General features: G+C 34.7%; 18 protein-coding genes. 8 read left to right on the top strand and 10 right to left on the bottom strand.

What is annotated here, in order from left to right; genetic code table 11:
* Nucleotides 1-39 precede the first annotated feature (39 nt).
* A complete protein-coding gene (locus E2R67_RS09435) occupies nucleotides 40-945 on the bottom strand; it encodes a hypothetical protein (RefSeq protein WP_134290703.1) in 906 nt (301 codons plus the stop codon).
* Nucleotides 946-969: 24 nt separating this feature from the next.
* Nucleotides 970-1395 carry a GNAT family N-acetyltransferase gene (locus E2R67_RS09430; RefSeq protein WP_134290756.1) on the bottom strand — a complete coding sequence of 142 codons (426 nt, stop codon included), beginning with the start codon at nucleotides 1393-1395 and terminating at the stop codon, nucleotides 970-972.
* Between the two features lie 299 nt (nucleotides 1396-1694).
* Between E2R67_RS09430 and E2R67_RS09425 the strand changes: the two genes are divergently transcribed.
* Both E2R67_RS09425 and E2R67_RS09420 read left to right on the top strand, forming a co-directional pair.
* On the top strand, nucleotides 1695-2384 hold the full coding sequence (locus E2R67_RS09425; protein WP_134290702.1) for a LipL32 family surface lipoprotein: 690 nt from the start codon (nucleotides 1695-1697) through the stop codon (nucleotides 2382-2384).
* Between the two features lie 181 nt (nucleotides 2385-2565).
* The gene (locus E2R67_RS09420) at nucleotides 2566-3486 is read left to right on the top strand and encodes a patatin-like phospholipase family protein (protein WP_134290701.1); all 921 of its coding nucleotides are present in this window, start codon (nucleotides 2566-2568) and stop codon (nucleotides 3484-3486) included.
* A gap of 79 nt (nucleotides 3487-3565) precedes the next feature.
* Here E2R67_RS09420 and E2R67_RS09415 read toward each other — a convergent pair whose 3' ends face one another.
* The 5 genes from E2R67_RS09415 to E2R67_RS09395 all read right to left on the bottom strand — a co-directional run bounded on the left by E2R67_RS09415 (nucleotide 3566) and on the right by E2R67_RS09395 (nucleotide 6390).
* A complete protein-coding gene (locus E2R67_RS09415; protein ID WP_166739356.1) occupies nucleotides 3566-3988 on the bottom strand; it encodes a hypothetical protein in 423 nt (140 codons plus the stop codon).
* A gap of 314 nt (nucleotides 3989-4302) precedes the next feature.
* Complete coding sequence (locus tag E2R67_RS09410) at nucleotides 4303-4527, bottom strand: hypothetical protein (protein WP_134290699.1); 225 nt, start codon at nucleotides 4525-4527, stop codon at nucleotides 4303-4305.
* A 52-nt stretch (nucleotides 4528-4579) separates the two neighbouring features.
* Nucleotides 4580-5026, bottom strand: a complete 447-nt coding sequence (locus tag E2R67_RS09405; protein WP_134290698.1) for a hypothetical protein — start codon at nucleotides 5024-5026, stop codon at nucleotides 4580-4582.
* A gap of 144 nt (nucleotides 5027-5170) precedes the next feature.
* On the bottom strand, nucleotides 5171-5977 hold the full coding sequence (locus E2R67_RS09400) for an SDR family NAD(P)-dependent oxidoreductase (RefSeq protein WP_134290697.1): 807 nt from the start codon (nucleotides 5975-5977) through the stop codon (nucleotides 5171-5173).
* A 164-nt stretch (nucleotides 5978-6141) separates the two neighbouring features.
* A complete protein-coding gene (locus tag E2R67_RS09395) occupies nucleotides 6142-6390 on the bottom strand; it encodes a MerR family transcriptional regulator (RefSeq protein ID WP_134290696.1) in 249 nt (82 codons plus the stop codon).
* Between the two features lie 185 nt (nucleotides 6391-6575).
* Here E2R67_RS09395 and E2R67_RS09390 point away from each other — a divergent pair, with 185 nt between their 5' ends.
* A complete protein-coding gene (locus E2R67_RS09390) occupies nucleotides 6576-8108 on the top strand; it encodes a carbon-nitrogen hydrolase family protein (protein WP_134290695.1) in 1533 nt (510 codons plus the stop codon).
* 46 nt (nucleotides 8109-8154) lie between these two features.
* On the opposite strand, the gene E2R67_RS09385 is transcribed toward E2R67_RS09390, so the two are convergent.
* On the bottom strand, nucleotides 8155-9600 hold the full coding sequence (locus E2R67_RS09385) for a sensor domain-containing diguanylate cyclase (protein ID WP_134290694.1): 1446 nt from the start codon (nucleotides 9598-9600) through the stop codon (nucleotides 8155-8157).
* 257 nt (nucleotides 9601-9857) lie between these two features.
* Between E2R67_RS09385 and E2R67_RS09380 the strand changes: the two genes are divergently transcribed.
* The 4 genes from E2R67_RS09380 (at nucleotide 9858) to E2R67_RS09365 (ending at nucleotide 13182) form a co-directional block, all read left to right on the top strand.
* Nucleotides 9858-10190: a GntR family transcriptional regulator gene (locus tag E2R67_RS09380; protein ID WP_134290693.1), complete on the top strand. Its 333-nt coding sequence runs from the start codon at nucleotides 9858-9860 to the stop codon at nucleotides 10188-10190.
* Between the two features lie 106 nt (nucleotides 10191-10296).
* Nucleotides 10297-10929: an acrylate utilization transcriptional regulator AcuR gene (acuR, locus tag E2R67_RS09375; protein ID WP_134290692.1), complete on the top strand. Its 633-nt coding sequence runs from the start codon at nucleotides 10297-10299 to the stop codon at nucleotides 10927-10929.
* A gap of 44 nt (nucleotides 10930-10973) precedes the next feature.
* On the top strand, nucleotides 10974-11957 hold the full coding sequence (gene acuI / locus E2R67_RS09370; protein ID WP_134290691.1) for an acrylyl-CoA reductase (NADPH): 984 nt from the start codon (nucleotides 10974-10976) through the stop codon (nucleotides 11955-11957).
* Nucleotides 11958-12138: 181 nt separating this feature from the next.
* On the top strand, nucleotides 12139-13182 hold the full coding sequence (locus E2R67_RS09365; RefSeq protein ID WP_134290690.1) for a bile acid:sodium symporter family protein: 1044 nt from the start codon (nucleotides 12139-12141) through the stop codon (nucleotides 13180-13182).
* Here E2R67_RS09365 and E2R67_RS09360 read toward each other — a convergent pair.
* Complete coding sequence (locus E2R67_RS09360) at nucleotides 13160-14035, bottom strand: DMT family transporter (RefSeq protein ID WP_166739355.1); 876 nt, start codon at nucleotides 14033-14035, stop codon at nucleotides 13160-13162. The two genes, E2R67_RS09365 and E2R67_RS09360, sit on opposite strands and share 23 nt — an antisense overlap.
* A 250-nt stretch (nucleotides 14036-14285) precedes the next feature.
* Between E2R67_RS09360 and E2R67_RS09355 the strand changes: the two genes are divergently transcribed.
* Nucleotides 14286-15560: a sensor domain-containing diguanylate cyclase gene (locus E2R67_RS09355; protein ID WP_134290688.1), complete on the top strand. Its 1275-nt coding sequence runs from the start codon at nucleotides 14286-14288 to the stop codon at nucleotides 15558-15560.
* Nucleotides 15561-15694: 134 nt separating this feature from the next.
* Here the strand turns inward: E2R67_RS09355 and E2R67_RS09350 are convergent, their stop codons facing one another.
* Nucleotides 15695-17482 (bottom strand): methyl-accepting chemotaxis protein, encoded by a 1788-nt coding sequence (locus E2R67_RS09350; RefSeq protein WP_134290687.1) that lies wholly within the window; start codon nucleotides 17480-17482, stop codon nucleotides 15695-15697.
* Nucleotides 17483-17848: the final 366 nt, after the last annotated feature.

Below are 17848 nucleotides of genomic sequence, written 5' to 3'. Positions count from 1 at the left end.
CTTCTTAGGGACCCTGTAAATAACTCTGTGTAACTGCATTTACTCAACTAATTTATGAAAAATATCCCACCGACTTGTCACTTCTTCCGTCAGCCAAATCAATTCTTGCTCAGAGAGAACTTGAGCGAAAGCATTTACTTTAGGTGTTCTGTATTTTATATAATAATCTTTATTGCCTTTTAATAAACTTATCCCACGCGATGTTGATTCATAATCGATAAATTCTTGTTTAATATCTTTTAAAAACTGGAGTTTATTAACATCTTGATTTAAATAATCAGAGAGTCCGTTTGCTAATAATTGATTAAATTGCTCGCTTCCACCTTGACCACAGCAACTGACATTTCGGGCAATAGCCAAACGAGTGGTTTCTGTACACCAATCATATTTTTCGACAATCGCTCTTATATGCCACATTTGCTCAACTTCATGGTCAAGATTATTGGTTCTTAGAAATTTAATATAGTGGTGTATCCATTTTTTGTTCTGCTCAACAAGTGCCAACATTGCATAAGTGCCTGCAGGAGGTGCATCACCATACTCACTATCAATAATTATTCTAGTGCCTTCTTCACCATCATCCGTAATGTCACAATACGCTAGAATAAGATCGCTGAGTTTAGGGTGTAGTGCAACTAGATCAAAAAATGCTTTCTCTTCAAGTACATTTATACCTTGGTCTTTTGTAGCATAAGTTATTTCAAATTTAAGGCTTTCTACTCTATTATCATGATGAAAAATAACCTTTGTTTGCTGATCTGGATATAATGTTTTTATCTCTTTGACTGCGTTTATTAAATATTTGAGGACTTGCTTTAAGTCATTCTCAGTTAAATCGACTTGGGTTGAGTCTTTTTCTATTAACTTTTCTTTGATGATTTCTTTGCCTTCGTAATCATCACCTATACAACCATAAGCTTTAATAAGTATTTTTATATTATTCATCTGCTATAACCTTTAAACCCGTATTTATTTATAAATGTTAGGTTGATGTAATTCCATAAATTTCTCTGGCGCACCTAAGGCTTGAAAACCAAATTGTTGGTATAAACCATGCGCATCACTTGTCGCTAACACGATACGACGTAAGCCTTGTAAATTAGGATGCTTAATAATTTCACTTAACAGCCATTTACTAAGCCCTTGACCACGATGGTCCTCTAATACATACACATCAGATAGATAGGCAAAAGTTGCTTGGTCAGTGATCAAACGTGCGAAACCTATTTGCTCATTCATATTATTAAAAAGTCCAAAGCATAATGAATTTTTAATAGCTGTATTCATTGTTTCTAATGAAATACCTTTAGCCCAATAGGATCTAACTATATAGTTATGAATAGCAACTAGGTCCATATCTTCTTTTTTACAACTTATTTTATATCCTTTGATCATCATCCCCCCCCTTGCTTTTTACCATCACAATATCAATTTAAATCATTTAATATTTACTTTAAAAATAACAACCGCCTCAAAAACCAAATATTATTCTAAAAACAGCAATAAAAACGAATAAAATGATATTAAAGTCTATAAAAAGAACAAATTCGCCCAAATAATAGACAAATAGTTAATGAAATAACGATTTTTTTTTAATAAGCATTTAATAAATAATTTTTATGGAGTAGACTCCGCCAGCAAAATCACAATTGATTTTTATATACGAAGTACAAATACATAAACAGGAATTATAAATGAACTTTTCAATCATCAAAAAAGCAGCTGTTCTTTTAGCTGTTGCAACTACGCTATCTGCTTGTTCTTTTGGTCCAGCACTAACTAGCTCTAACTCTACAAACATTGCTGGCTTCTACGAAGTTAAAGCACCTTACACTAGCTACACTAGCTACTTTGGTTACGTAGAGCAAGGTACCGCTCCTCAAGGTAAATACAAAGGTAAAGATGCATACTACCTATACCTATGGGTTCCAGCTGTAATTGATGAAATCGGTGTTTCAATGGTTTCTCCAGCGACTAACACGCCATCTGAAAGCGATTTCGTAAGTGAATTATACACTGAAGTTGCTGAAGCAAATGCAGACAAATTTTTCGATACATACATTGTATTAGATCGTTTAAAAATTGTTGACCCAACTGCAATCAACAAAGGCGGCGATGTTTTACAAACGCTTACTTCTAACGATGACAGCAGCGAATTAGAAGCTAACCCATCAGGTAGCAAATACAATTCTTTACTTCGCCATGTAAGCGACACAAGCAACCCTACTAAAGCATTAGTACGTGGTGTTTACCGTATTTCTTTCACTTCATTCCGTTCAGCTATTGAAGGTTCTTTTGAAGCGACTGTTGGTACTAACATCCCAGGTGTTAAAATCGCACCTACTCTAGAAGCATTACACGAATTAGTTAACGCTGCAGAGTAATTCTCTAATTTTAAATTAGTGAATAATCTAGAATGCCGTTCATATATATGAACGGCATTTTTTATTCCCCTTAAATTATTCCCCCACATTAAAATAGCTAAAAGCTATCGCAATAATAAAAACAAACAATTTACCCTATCAAAATTATTCATGTACCTTCTTCTTATATCTAGGAGGCACTATGACAACATCTCACATAAATAAAATTATCCCTTGCCCAGCAACAACTCCGATCCAAAATACAGCTTTAGTGGTTGAAGGCGGTGGACAACGAGGTATTTTCACAGCAGGAGTTTTAGATAGTTGGTTAGCACAGGACTTCAACCCTTTTGCTCTCTTAATTGGCACTTCCGCGGGTGCTCAGAATCTATCAACTTATATGACGAGACAGTTAGGACACGCTAAACGCTCTATTATGCAGTTATCAAATCACCCTGCATTTTTTAGCATGAAACGTTCATTGGCAGGCGGCAATACTGTTGATCTTGATTGGTTCTTTAATCAAGTTTGCCACCCTGAATATCAACTCAATATTGGTTGTGCTGAAGCGCAATTAAAAGATCGTCAATTATTATTTTCAGCAACAAACCGCAATGGTTTCTCAGCAACGTTCTTTGAACCGACCGCAGATAACTGGTTAACAACACTTAAAGCTTCAAGCGCGCTACCTTACTTATATAAGAAAGGAATAGCGATTGGAGAAGATTATTATGTGGATGGCGGAGTTGCATCGCCACTTCCTATTCAAGAAGCATATCAACGTGGCGCTAAAAAAATAATAGTGTTACGCACAATTCCTACCACTCAAAACATCCGTTCCCCTTGGGCGCATAAATTAAAGTCTTGGGTATGCCCTACAAAATCATGTCCTAAAGTATTAGATATCATTACAGGCCATGAAAATGCTTATAATGAAGCTTTAAACTTTATGCATAAACCACCTGCAGATGTAGAGATAATTGAAATTGCGCCACCTAAAAAATTAGCAAGTCGATTACTAGGCAGTACTAATCAAGCGTTAGATGCGGATTACCAAATGGGATTTGAAATAGGCACTCAGTTTTTAGCGACACAACAAGCTCAATCATTTAAAGCTCATTAACCAAATAATAGAATAAACCTAGTACTTGACGAGCAAATACGATTAAAAAGCTTTAAAGTTGATTGTTGAAAAAGAAGCTTTATTTTAGACCTAGCGTATCTCTTTTGCCTTTTATCCATTGCACTGCTTCCGGAATATCAAAGGCAAGTGAGATGATATTAATAGCGGCGAGTATCAATAAATAAGTTTCATATGCTTCAGACACTTCAGGTCTACTTGTTAATATAAGAAGAATAAGTAAACTCCATGGTGGAACATGTACCAATGCCATTAACCTTGAAAAACCGCGCTCATAAAATAGCACCGCTATATTAGGCAATATTCCACCCACAGCTAATATTGCAATTAGCTTTCCCATTGGTTGGTCAAGGAAGAACAAGCTAAAACCATTCAAAGGAACCAATAACAACATCATCCAAACTTGCACCCAAAATGGCATTGAAGAAAATGATCTCCAAATATCCACGAAGATATTATTGCCCGTTTTTTTTGTCATTGTCATGAATTGCCTTTGAACGATAAAACTAGGTGAGGATATGCTAACCAAGCGATATAGAACATAACTATGCACTTGACTCAGGTCCGGACGAACGAAAGTGGAGTTGCTATCTTATTAAAGCGAATTGAAAAGACATTTAACAATTGCAATACAAAAGGAGATAAAAAACGGCACAACCTAAACCAAGTGCATAGCTATGTAATTCACATAGGTATTTGATAGCAATGAATATACGCGCATATGAACGACTGTTCAAACCATTTTTAAGTAAAATATAAATAGATTATTTATATAATATATTAAGAAGTAATATGAACTCAGGCTAAAACAAGTGCTGTTAATATTTTAGATATAAAAGTAGGAAACACAAAGCTAAGTACGGTGGTAAAAACGATTGCTATCAATACACACAACAAGTAGACAGGAAAACCTTTAATACCTTGAAAATAAAAAGATAAAATCCAACAAACCATAAGTCCTAAGCCTATAGCTAAAGGAATTGAAAAAATTGCATAGAGCACTTTATCCCAAAAACTCACCATTAATATTCCCTTTTTTTGATTACTTTAAACTTACTACTTTAATATTATGCTATTAAATGAGTTCCTCACCAATCAGTCGAACAGATAATTGGTTTTCAACTAAAAAATGATAAAAGCGCAGATCATCAATTAAATCGGCATCTGTTAACCAAAACTCTTGGTAGGTTTCATTAGTATAATTAATCTTAAGCACATGCTCTAATTGCTTTTCTTGCCAGTAAAAAGCACTTTCAATAGAAGATAAATCGATTGAAAAATCTAAAAAGAGAAGCTTGTTTTCAATAATTCCAGCAGCAGATTCATTATGTTTATTAGGGAAATAATTAAAGATAATAGAGAATGCAAAATAAAGAAGAACATTACTAATTTGATGCTTTAATGGCAATTCAAAGAAGAGAGTCAGAGCAAAAACAAATATGCTGCCATATAGCGCATGTTTAATTATAGTGCCTATCGGCTTACGCTTGGGCGCTTCAAATTTACTTTTTAATACTGCCATTAATATAATCTAATTAATCTTATTGGTTACCGTTAAAACCACAATAACAACTACCCAAATTTAATCAACTCGTTAATAGTTTGGCAATTGCAAAATCAGTGATAACAGCATTCCAATAAAACATCAGTAGAATAGTTGCAAATTTTAAGAAGACTTATTCAACACACTATCTTTAAACATATTAACCACTATTTTTACTGTCATTTTACGCGACACTAGTCGTGGAATTAAAGAAGTTAAATAATTAGCTGTTCCTGAAATTGTGACCATCTTATTGTTTGCATAGGCAACTAATGCTTCACTCACTACCTGCTTTGCAGGCATTAATTTCATTTTAGAAGTATCAGCATTTGCATTTTCCATAAAGCGCGATGCAGTTGTGCCTGGACATAATGCCATTACACGGATATTCGTATCTAACAACTCTCCCGTTAACGCTTCAGAAAAACTTAAAAAAAATGCTTTAGAAGCACCATATACCGCTTGATAAGGTAATGGTTGAAATGCTCCCGTAGAAGCTACATTAATGATGCCACCAATATTTTTTTGTTTCATCTCAGGTAGAAATAGATGGGTCAGTTCAACAAGTGCATTAATATTTAGCATTAACATTTTATTATAAGTTTCAACACTCTCATTTGAAAACTCACAAAACTTACCAAATCCAGCGTTATTAATTAAATAGTCAACTGAGATGCCCATTTCATCTATACGATCAAATAATATTTGAGCCGCATTTAATTCACTTAAATCAAGCGTAACAGTCTTAACCCAGATGCCAGTATGACTGGTTTCAAGCTGTTTAGATAATACCAGTAAAGCATCGCCAGACCTTGCTGTTAGAATTAAGTTTGCACCTTGATTCGCAAGACTTTTGGCAAACTCTTTACCAATACCTGACGATGCACCAGTGATCAGAACAGTTTTGTTTTTGAAGTTTAATTTTTCCATTGAAATTTACTCAGTTAATAAAGGAGTTATTAACTATAAACCTTCCCCATAGGGTGAAGGTCAAGCGTATTTTTCAACTAAATCAATTTTAAATTTTTGTAGTTCTTTTTCTTTTAATAAAATTAATTCGACTTCTTTTTTTAGAGCGAATATTTTTTCATCAATCAATGAACAAGCAAGATCAACTGGTAATTTTTCTTCTTTATTTTTATACTCACAATTTCTTTTAACTCTTTCAGCGTAAAACCAAGCACTTGAGCCTGTCGGATCATCGCTATTACACTTACATCGAGCTCATTGTAAATACGATATGTACCACTTCTCTCTGGCTCTGGAATTAAACCAATTGATTCATAATGCCTAATCGCTTTTCGCGTTGCGCCAGTGAGTTCTGCAACTCGTCCAATTAACATAAACAAAAGCCTCCGAGTGAAATGGGAAATATATCATTGATTAAATATCTAATATTTAGATAACTAATTAAAACAACATTCATAATTTAAAGGAAATAACCTAATTGCCCTACTTCTTTATTTTTCTGTAAAGAAATTAAAAATTAAAATATACTCAAACCTTTCCATTTATATAGAGCCTTGCCATGCAAACCATAGAAAATGTAGAATTATCTCACTTAAGTCTTGATGATTATCAAGAGCTTAAGGCAGCTATGATCGAAGCTTATACTAATGTATCCCTTTCTGAAGCCTATTGGGAAGAGCAACATATTGAATCACTTATTAATAAGTTTCCTGAAGGACAAGTGGTTATTAAAATTAATAATCAACTAGCGGGTTGCGCCCTTTCGATTCGAATTAATGATGCTGATTTTAATGATGCCCATACTTACGATGATATAACAGGAACCGGTAAAGATACCTTTAGCACGCATAATGATGAAGGTGATACTTTATATGGTATCGATGTATTTATTAAAGCAGAATTTCGTGGTTTACGCCTCGGTCGCCGCCTTTATGATTACCGCAAAGAACTCTGTGAAAGATTAAACCTAAAAGGGATCACCTTTGGTGGACGCATTCCAAACTACCATAAATACTCACATGAACTCTCTCCTAAACAATATATCGAAAAAGTAAAACGTAAAGAAATACACGATCCCGTTTTAAACTTCCAAGTTTCGAATGACTTTCAACCCGCAAGAATTTTAAAAGGTTATTTAGAAGGTGATAAAGGATCAAATAATTATGCAGTGCTACTAAAGTGGAACAATATTTATTACGAAGAGTTAAATAAACAAGAAGTACCAACCAAGATGCTAGTGCGCCTAGGCTTAATACAATGGCAAATGCGACCTTATAAAAATCTTGATGAGTTAATGGAACAAGTCGAATACTTTGTGGATGCCGTTGCTGGTTATCGCTCTGATTTTGCATTATTCCCTGAATTTTTTAATGCCCCTTTAATGGCTGAAAATAACCATTTAAGTGAACCGCAAGCGATTCGAGAATTAGCTAAACATACCGAAACCATAGTACAAAAATTTACTGACTTAGCGATTAGTTACAACATCAACATAATCACAGGAAGTATGCCTGAAATTGTAAACGACCGACTTTATAACGTTGGTTATTTATGTCGCCGTGACGGTACTAAAGAGCGCTTTGAAAAACTTCATGTCACGCCAGATGAAACCAAAGTATGGGGAATGGAAGGAGGTTCGCAACTTCAAGCCTTTGATACTGACTGTGGAAAAATTGGCATCTTAATTTGTTATGACTCTGAATTTCCTGAATTAAGTCGAATTTTAGCAGATGAAGGCATGGATATTCTCTTCGTTCCTTTCTTGACTGACACCCAAAATGGCTACTCTCGTGTAAGAAACTGTTCTCATGCGCGCGCGATTGAAAACGAATGTTATGTTGCCATTGCTGGCGGTGTCGGCAATTTACCTAAAGTGCATAACATGGATATTCAATACGCCCAATCAGCAGTGTTCACTCCATGTGATTTTGCTTTCCCTGCCAATGGGATAAAAGCCGAAGCCACACCTAACACTGAAATGATTTTAATCGCCGATGTCGATATTTATTTGCTACGAGAGCTCAATCAATTTGGTAGCGTGAAAAATTTAAAAGACAGACGCACTGATTTATTTCAATTAAAAAAGCGTTAATAAAAAATAGCTTTGAATAACTAGATCTTTATTTAATTATTACAGCTTAAATTTGATAGCACTCTGTACGGTCTCTACCATTATTTTTTGCCAAGTAGAGTGCCGTATCAGCATGTTCAATAAGCTCGTTACTTGACTCATTTGGTCCAATACAAGCAACCCCCAAACTAATAGTGACTGAAATATTTTTTCCTGCAAAAACAACATTTAAGCCTGAAATTTCCTCTCGAATTTTTTCTGCCATTTCATAAGCAACTTTTAAATCAGTTTCTGGCAGAATAAGAAAAAACTCCTCACCGCCCCAGCGAAATATTAGGTCTGACTCTCTAAGCATTGACTTTATAGTTTGAGTTAATTTTTTTAATACGACATCTCCAGTAGGGTGACCGTATGTATCATTAATTTGCTTAAAATAATCGAGATCAAACATAATAGCAGATAATGAGCCACCACTACTCAGCTTTGATTGAGCATGAGCTTGTTTAAAAAGCACATCAAACATATGCCTATTAGCCGCGCCTGTAAGCTTATCTGTTGTCGCCATTGTTTCTAATTTCTTTTGATAGTTGGCAATGATCAAGTTAACGAGAAGGATAATAATAATAGAAATAACAAAGCTTACGATTAGGTTCATAAACAATGTATTTTGCAAACGAGTTTGTACTTCATCATTTTCTTGAACAACAATAAGATACCACCCGAATTCTGGTATAAAACGGCTATTTAAAAAAACATCATTATTGCCATCTTTATACTTTATTGAGCTATTAAGTGAAGACGTAATTTGTTTAGAGAATTTAGATAAGCCAGTAATTTGATGAATATCATCGATATGGTTACTTGCTCCACCCCGAAGCATAACAAGACCATCAGAATTAATAAAATAAACACCTTTACCGTAACGGTGATTATAATTTTCTATTAACTCCTTTACTTTATTTAATGCTAATCCAACGCCTATTGCTCCAATATAATTCCCAGAGTAATCGTAAACTTTGTGATTTATAAACACAGTCAAGGAAGACCGATCTGATGTGTCAGTATCTACATTAATCTCATAGTTTTGAGACATTTTTTGGACTCTAAAATACCAAACATCTTGTTTATTAAACGGTTCGACTATACGTAGAACACCACTTGAGTGATAATACTTTCTCGATTTATCTGAAACAAAAAAACTAGTCACTGCACCATATTGCTCTTGTACTTCTTTCAAATATTTAATAATTTCATCTTCATTACCTTCACCATCTAATACCCAGTCTCGGACAAAAGTATCTTTTGCCATCATTGAAGAAATGAAGATAGGTCTTAAGAGATCTCTTTGTATTTCTGAATAAATATTATCGCTAGTCAAAGGAAGTGTTGAGGTTGTTACTTGTGAATTAATTGAGTCATGTGCAGTGAGATAACTTACAAAACTTGTAAATAAAAAACCTATTACTAATAATAATGAAAGCAAAATTACTGAACGTCGCTTTATATCCTTCATTAATGCCTCTTAAATGTTCAATTATGTATTTCACTGCCAAAAAATAGATGTAATAAATGAGAAGGTATTAAGTGTTATTTATTGCATCTATGTTTTTATGATTAATTTATATTATTACCTTGATAAGCAACACAAGCAATAAGAATACACACTTATTGTCATCATTGGCTTAGAAATTGCCTAGTTAAGAGGGTTATGGGTTAACACACCATAAAATTTAAATAGAATTAACCACTACATTGCATATAGGTGACAAAATGATTAACTTTTTGATGGATATTGAATTACATCGTAATAGCTCTTATCAGAAGCAAATCAAAGCAAAACTTATTGAATTAATCAAAGGAAATGCCTTTGCTAACAACCCTTTACCGTCGGGAAGAAAAATGGCAGAGCAACTTAAAGTGTCACGAAATACAGTTGTCGCAGTATACGAAAGTTTAGTTGATGATAGTTATCTTGTTGCTCGTACTCGTAGCGGTTTTTATGTTCATCCAGACTTCCTTATGGTGCATTCAATGCCTAAATTGGTGCAAACAAGTCAACAAGGCGTTTCAAATTCACATCACCAGAACCTTCAAATCTCTTAAAGTACCGTTAACTTAATCTACGCATTATTTATTTAGATAATAGATAATTGTTAATCATTTTCACAAATCATTGCATTTAATTAGACGATCGGTCTATTATAATGAAATGACAACTTTAAAGACTAAACCACGACGTGGTAGACCACCTAAAAATACGCGAAATAATTCAGACACAAAAGCTGAATTGATTCGCAGTGGCCTAGAGCAACTGACTGAAAATGGTTTTGCATCTTCAGGTATTGACCCTATTTTAAAAAAAGTTGGCGTTCCCAAAGGCTCTTTTTATCATTACTTTGCAAGCAAAGAAGCTTTTGGTTTAGCTGTGATTGAGAGTTACGCTAATTATTTTGCAAAAAAGCTCGATAGTTGTTTATTAGATAGTGAAACTTCTCCATTGAAGCGGTTAAGTAATTATGTTGAAAGTGCTAAACGAGGCATGATTCGATATGAATTTAAACGTGGTTGTCTAATAGGTAACTTGGGCCAAGAAGTAGAGTTATTACCAGAAAGTTTTCGACCTATATTAATTGATGTTTTTAATACTTGGCAACAACGCGTTGCAAGTTGCTTTAAAGAAGCACAAAACCACGGTGAATTATCAAAGACAGCTAATTGCGAATTTTTAGCTGAATGTTTTTGGATAGGTTGGGAAGGTGCTGTGAGCAGAGCACGATTAGTAAAAAACAATAAACCGCTAGATAACTACTTTAAAAACTTTATCGCAGGATTGCCTCGATAAATTATTTAACCATTAATAGACGATCGGTCTAATAGGAGTAAAAAATGTTCAAAGGCATTTTAATAGAAAAAGATGAGCAAGGTTACAGAGCCGCAGTCAAAGACATTGACGAAAACTTATTACCCGAAGGCGATGTGCTGATCAAAGTATCACATAGTACGTTAAATTATAAAGATGCATTAGCAATCACCGGGAAAGGCCCTGTCGTGCGTAGTTTTCCAATGATTCCTGGTATTGATTTAGTAGGAACAGTCGAAGAGACTAGCAGTAATAAATTTAAAATTGGCGATAGCGTTTTACTTAATGGATATGGTGTTGGGGAAACACATTCAGGTGGTTTAGCAGAAAAAGCCCGCCTAAAAAGTGAATGGTTAATTCCATTACCAGCAGCCTTTTCACCTCGCCAAGCAATGGCAATTGGTACTGCTGGTTACACTGCAATGCTTTGTGTTATTGCACTTGAAAAACATGGTATTACACCAGACAAAGGCGAAGTTTTAGTGACCGGTGCGAATGGTGGAGTAGGTAGTTTTGCAATCGCTATCTTAGCGAAACTCGGTTATCACGTGGTTGCTTCAACTGGACGAATGGAACAAGCTGAATACCTTATAAAATTAGGTGCAAAAGAAGTACTTGATCGTGCCATTTTATCTGAGGCAGGACGTCCACTTGCAAAAGAACGTTGGGCAGCAGCGATTGATTCAACGGGCAGTCATACATTAGCCAATATTTGTGCAAGTTTACAGTATGGAGGTGTTGTCGCAGCCTGTGGTTTGGCACAAGGTATGGACTTTCCAAGTACTGTTATGCCATTTATTTTACGTGGTATCACCTTAGCCGGTATTGATAGTGTTATGCGTCCTATCGAAGATAGAATTGAAGCGTGGCAACGTCTTGCAGACATTCTAGATACTCATGTTTTTGAAGATATTTGTAAAGACATCGGTCTAGATGAAGCAATTAACACTGCAGAGGAATTAATGTCAGGTAAAGTAAGAGGCCGAGTAGTTGTTGATGTTAATAAATAGTAAAAGACTTTTAAATTAAAGTGAATAGTTCAAAGCCAGTAGTATCAGGCTTTGAACTCTACGAGTTCCCCCCTTCTCATTATCCCCCACACCGTTAACTAAAGCACAGAAAAAATCAGGATAAATAAAATAATTGGCGTAAAATACTTTATTTAAATAACCCTAATCAAAATAAGCATAAATGAAGATATTAGATAATTTTAAAAATAACTGGTTTCTAGTGGGGATGGTAATCGCCATATTGTTAGCCACTATCAGCGCAGATATTGGCCGTTCCGGTGGAATAATTCATCTCGATAAACTCACAGGAATAGGTGTTGCGATTGTTTTCTTTTTACATGGTTTAGGTTTATCCCCCTCTGCGATTAAGTCAGGTATCAGCAATTGGCGTATGCATATTTATATTCAACTCGCGACCTTTGTTATTTATCCATTACTTTGGGTTATTTTTGGCGATCTATTATTAACTTACATGCCAGCAGCATTAGCTTTTGGTTTTTGTTATTTACTTGTATTACCAAGCACAGTTTCTTCATCGGTTGCGATGACGAGTGTTGCAAAAGGGAATGTACCAGCCGCTATTTTTAATGCCTCTTTATCCACTATGTTAGGGGTATTGATCACTCCCCTATTGATTCAATTATTTATGGGGCTAGAAGATGCAAAATTAGATTTAATGACGTCTATTATTTCAATAACAAAGCTATTACTTTTACCCATGATATTTGGACAAATACTACGCCCTCTTTTGCGTTCTTTTATTGAAAAACATAAAGCGATTGTTAATAAAGTCGATAAATACGTGATTCTATTAATTGTTTATAACGCTTTTTGTAATTCCGTGGCGAATGGAATTTGGCATTCATTTTCAATTAAGATGCTTGTATCAAGTATTATTATCTGTGTTTTATTGTTACTTATAATGGTGAATTTAGTACGTTGGGGCTCACAGCAATGTCAATTTGGACTCGCTGATGAAGTTACCACTGTTTTTTGTGGGACGAAGAAGACACTGGTTGCTGGCATCCCAATGGCCAACGCTATATTTGCTAATGATCCTCATTTAGGCATGATTTTATTACCCGTAATGTTATACCACCCAATTCAAATATTTTACTGTGCAGTATTAGCCAATCGTTATGCGAAACGAATTGACAAAATAGCAGAAGATTTACAATTACAACAAAATCAACTTGAAATAACTAAGCAGCAGGCTCAATTTTAGCCAAAAGTTCTTGTTTTCGTTTCTCAATAACTTGTCCTAGATAAGCACCACCGATAATTAAAAATAAAGTAACAAGGTGTATCGGCGAGAGTGTAATTTCAGGTATGAAGGTAGCCATCCATATTACCGACAATAATGGGGCTAAATAGGCAAGAGCACCAATAATTCGAGTATCTCCATGACGAATAGCATAATCCCAAGTATAGAAACTTAAACCCATCGGCCCTAATCCAAGCAAAGCAATTGTTATTAAATCAAAAGAAGAAGGAATAACCGCAGACACATCATTAGTCAGCGCGTAACTACTCAGCGCTAATATCCCTGATACCAAACAGAAGCCAGCGACCGCAGACATTGGCATTTGCGTATAACGACGGTTAGATAAAGTATAAAAAGCCCATAATAAAGCAGCGATAAATGCTTCACCATAACCAAACAAGTCATCAATATTAAATGCGATAGGCTCCTGTGCAAGTGTTAGTAATACGCCAGAAAACCCTAAAATGGCGCCAATAACATGCCCTAAATTTAGCTTAGCATGACTGAAAAGTGGCGTACCTAATACAATAAATAAAGGCCATAAATATTGAATCATATTGACACTCATTGCAGGCGAACGAGCAAAAGCATCAAATAATAAATAGTGATAACCAAACATACCGATTATTGCACTTAACCATACTTTCAATGGGAGTTTCCATTGTCGCCAATATTTAAGGCCAGGTAGTGAAGCAAAGATCAAGACTAATCCCACTGAAAGTAATGATGGGATATGGGTAATAGTGATTGTTAACGCAGCTAATGATGACCACATTAAAATCGTTAGCAAGGCACTTAGATAAGCTTTGTTCATAGTTATCCTAATAAATATATTCTTCAATAATACGCTGTTAATGCCAGTAAGCACTTCCATTACAATTTATATTAGAAAGAAAAAACAAACAATAAGAATGCTTATCTACTGTTGATCTGAAAAACAAAGTTTCATTGAAAAATCCCTAATGTTTACATTTTGTTAAAAATTTAATCCGATTATTACATAATTTAGTTATACTGAATTTATATAAACCACACTTTTCAAATAACTTAGTCTATAAAAATCTATGAATAATATAAATATTGACTCTACTTATGGAGTTGTGATCATTCAAGACCTTAACGTGGTTTATGCTGATAATAATTACGCTAACATGTATGGTTACGAGACAGAAATAGAATTGTTAAGCTCTATTCACTCTTTTTTTGAACTCATACCTCCACAATTTCACGATATTGCTAAAAAAAATTACGCAGACACGATCGCAGGAAAAATGACTCCCCGAGGAAAAACATTCACCAATATCGATAGATATGGCAAGAGTTTTACAGTCTTTTCTGTTGATCATGTCATCGAGTGGAAAGGTAAGCCTGCATTACAAGTAACAGTCATTGATTTATCTATCATGGTAGAAGCAAATAAGAAAATCCGTGAAAAAGACTTAATGTTTAAACGTTTAATTATGAATTCAGGGCAAGGCATATTAGTACATAGAAACTTTAAACCTTTGATGATTAATCAAGCGTGGGTAGACGCTATGCATGGAGAGTCTATTGAACAAGCCATGGCAATTGATTCAATATTGCAATTCATTCCCGCTGAAAAACACGAACAAGTCATAGAACATTATCAACAGCTAATGGACGGAACTTCAAATAGTAAAAGCGTTATCGTTGAAAATATTTGCTTTGATGGTAAAAAACGTTTCTTTAATATTTATGATAGCCCTATCGAATGGGAAGGAAAACCTGCAATGCAGGTTGTATTAGAAGACTTTACCGATAAAGTTGAATTTGAAAAAGCATTGAAATACCGAGCATCACACGACCAGTTAACTGATTTATATAACCGTGGTGCAGTTTATGACTGGCTAGATGAGAACTTAAAAAGTAGTGATGATATCTTTTGTATATTAATGGATATAGATGACTTTAAAAAAGTAAATGATACCCATGGACATCAAGTGGGCGATCAAGTAATTCAAACTTTATCTAGTATTATTAAAAATACAGTCAAAAAGCTAGACGGTGTTGCAGGGCGCTGGGGAGGAGAAGAGTTTATTGTTTTTCTACCGAATACTTCATTAACAAAAACCACATTTATTGCAGAATTAATTCGTTCGGATTTTAATAAAGTTCAATATTTACCTTCTACTCAAAAGGCATTTAATGCCAGCGTAAGTATTGGAATTAGCGCTCATTATTGTTGTGATGAAATGATTAATATTGATGAATTAATAAAACAAGCAGATAAATACCTTTATCTAGCAAAAGCTCAGGGTAAAAATTGCGTAATGAATGGCAAAGCAGGCGTTAATCATCAACCTACCAGTGAAAATTAAATAAGCTATTTATTGTGATTGGTATTAGATAAAATGGTTCCTGAATTACAAAAAATAGCGGCGAAACAATAGCTAATAAAAAGCCCCATTTAAACGAGTTAAAATGGGGCTTTGAATCTACCTTTTATAGGTGTTTATTGAAGTTTAAACTGTCCCACAAGCTTTTCTAATGAATGATTTGTTCTAGCTAGTTCTTCCATTTTTCGAGAAGCAGACTCCCCATTTTCCCCAAGACTTAACACCATATCGCGCATCGCAACCATATTTTTATCAATCTCAAGGCTCACTTCTCGTTGTTCGTTAGCAGAATGAGAAATTTGCTCGTTCAATTCCGAAATATTTGTCACTGACTCACCAACAAGATCGAGTGATTCATGGATTTTATTGGTATTAGATGACGTATTTTGACAACTAACCATGGTTCCATCCAATGCTTTAACAACTTTAGTACTGCCGCTTTGTAACTTCTCAAGCATTTCATTAATTTCAGCAGTGCTATCTTTTGTACGAGCAGCAAGTGCCCTTACCTCATCTGCAACAACAGCAAACCCTCTTCCCTGTTCCCCTGCGCGTGCGGCCTCAATAGCGGCATTTAATGCAAGTAGGTTTGTCTGTTCTTGAATAGCACCAATCACATCAATGACTTGTCCTATTTTTTCAACATCCGACACCATGGTATTAATTGATGTCGCCATTTGGTTAAATTCTTCGGTTAAACTATCTACACTGCTAACCGCATCTTTGACTATCACTTTACTCGTTTGCATCGCTTGCAATGCCGCACTTGTTTGATGTGCTGCGTTATTTGCACTTTCTGCAACTGTACTTGCCGTGGTACTCATTTCAGTGATTGCAGTAACAGCTAATTCGATCTCTTCATTATGACTTCTGGTCATTTCTTTGTTAGCGGTGGTTTTATCTTGTAATGAATTAATCTCTTGTGTGGATTGCTCACTGGAATCTTTCACTTCCAACATTAATCCCTGTAGTCGTTCGACAAATTTATTAATACCTTTTGAGATTCGACTAATATCATCATTGTTATTAGCTTTAAGGCGTTTAGTTAAATCCGCGTCACCATGGGCAAGATCTTCCACTAACTCTCTTAGGGCAACAATAGGACGGTAAGTCATGATGATAATAACAATACCTCCGAGCATAATTAATGTACCAAAACTTAAAGAAACTAAATTAATGCTATTACTTAGTGATGAGGTATGATCTTTAACATATTGATTATCTATATAACCATTCAGTTTCCACTCTCGCCCAGCTACAGTGATTAATTTCTCTAGTTTAGTAACATCATTTGTTGATTTATCGCTGTAAATAACTTGGTCTAAATTATCAATTAGCTCTAAAAAGCTTCCTTCTGTTTTAATCTCTGTCAGCGTATCAATGATAAAACTCAAATCTAGAATAAACACATCTGTACCGCGAGAACTCGATCGCGCAATAGTGATTAGAGGTTGATTTTCCTCGTAATACACATCACTGATATATATTTCTTTACCTTTTGCTTTCGCTTCAATATCGAGATATTTCTGCTGACTTTGATCATCATATTCAATTAATGGTGTCGCTTTTGAAGGTGAGTATTCAACTTTATTATCTGGTGTAAAAACCGAACCATAGGTTACTTTAGAAAGACTATGAAAACCTGTTTTATGAAGTGTTTCTCCTAAATTAGAGATACTTAGTTGAAGTGTTTGTGCCAATAAAAGTTTTGCTGTGAATTCTTCATCAACAATTTTAGAAACGAGTATGAGCTGTGATTTAATACGATTAGTGTCTGTTGCAGAAAGCTCTTTTTCAATAAAGTAGTCTGCACTTAAAAATGAAGTCACTGTTGATGTTAATAATAAAACAACCATTACTGTGATAATTTTTGTTTTAAAAGATAATTGCTGAATTCCGTTCATATTCTACCTTCCTTGAATATACAACCCTATCTATATGTAGGTTTCATTTAAGCATAGTACATAGCACTCAAACCTTACTACCTTATTTAATCAAATAAGTTACACATGCCACATTAAAAACTATCAACAGTGCTTACGTCACAATTACATGAAAATACGCTAAAGAAATTTATTATTTGAAAAAACACTTAGAAAAGTGAAATGTTGCGGCATATACAAAGAATTTTTAGTCATAAGAAAAGCATTGTATGAGTTATAAACATAGGTGACACTTTGTTGCTTATACATAGGTAACAATTTCTTAAACTATAAGTACCCAAAATAAGGAGGTACTTATGCCTTGGAATGAGTTGAACCTAATGGACA

It is taken from the genome of Psychromonas algicola (assembly GCF_004378355.1).
GTDB lineage: Bacteria > Pseudomonadota > Gammaproteobacteria > Enterobacterales > Psychromonadaceae > Psychromonas.
This window is presented reverse-complemented; position numbering and strand designations above follow the sequence as displayed.